The organism is Gilliamella sp. Fer4-1 (assembly GCF_001690515.1).
Taxonomy (GTDB): domain Bacteria; phylum Pseudomonadota; class Gammaproteobacteria; order Enterobacterales; family Orbaceae; genus Gilliamella; species Gilliamella apicola_C.
In genome coordinates, this window is sequence record NZ_LZGZ01000137.1 from 1 (window position 1) to 1,172 (window position 1,172).

The window sequence follows — 1,172 nt, forward strand, 5'->3', positions numbered from 1 at the left end:
AACCCAAAATTGATGATTATTTTTTACGTGTTGAATTGGCGCAATATGCCCCACAAGCACAAACAGCGCTTAACGTAGACGAAAAGTATATCGTACCGACACAAAATGGATTATTGTCTGATTCGGCCTTAGCCGAATTACCTCTATCAAAAATTGACACAGTTGAGGTACTTGATTTAGTTAATGGAATAAACCCTCTTTGGAAAACTAAAATTAGTCGGTTTAAAACATTAGTAGAAACATCCTTATCCAATTCAGACCAGCTAACACAGCAAGAATGGCAACATATTCAACAAAGCTTGCAAGCTTACGCTAAACTGATTAGTTCTAAGCCCGAATTAGCACAATTAACTGTTGCAATTGAACCCTCTGCCAGCATAGAAGATATACCAAATAATCTCATGATTAGCCTAGCTAACGACGATTTGTTAACCGAATTTCAGCAAATGGTTGAACAAGATAATAAAACGCCAATATCGGCGTCAGACATTCTCATATTAGAAAAATTAGTCTTATTTCATAAACATTTATATCGTTTATTGGTTAACTTTGCGTCTTTTGCTGACTTCTTCTCACCAAATACGCGAGCTGCATTTCAGCTTGGTAAGCTTTATATTGATGGTCGCTGTGCAACCCTTTGCGTTGCAGTTGATAATATTGCTAAGCACGTAACAATGGCAAATTATTCCGAACTTTGTTTACTTTATTGTGAATGCACAAGGCATGGGCAAAAGCAACTCATTGCCGCGGCAATGACAGCAGGGCAAGGCGATTTATTACTTGAAGGTCGCAATGGTGTATTTATCGATAATAAAGGAAATGATTGGGATGCCAATGTGGTTAAAATAATCACTAAGCCAATTAGCATTCAACAAGCAATTTTAGCACCTTATCAACGTATTGGTCGCTGTATTACTGAACAAATTAACAAATGGGCTAGCAGTAAAGATGCCAATATTGAAAAATCAAGTGAACAAGCTTTGCAAAACCCAGCAAATAAATTTGATATTGGTAAAAGCGTTGGTATTTTTGCCGCAATTGGTTTAGCTGTAGGTGCAATAGGTACGGCATTAGCCTCTATTTTTCAAGCAATTTTTTCGCTAACTTGGTGGCAATTTCCTTTATTCTTTATTGGATTATTCTTAATTATTTCAGGACCGTCTGTTATTTTG

The 1,172-nt window shown here is 36.6% G+C and carries 1 pseudogene; it reads left to right on the plus strand.

Annotation, left to right across the window (positions count from 1 at the left end):
- A pseudogene (locus A9G30_RS12900) lies at nt 1–1,172 on the plus strand (hypothetical protein); the annotation flags it as partial.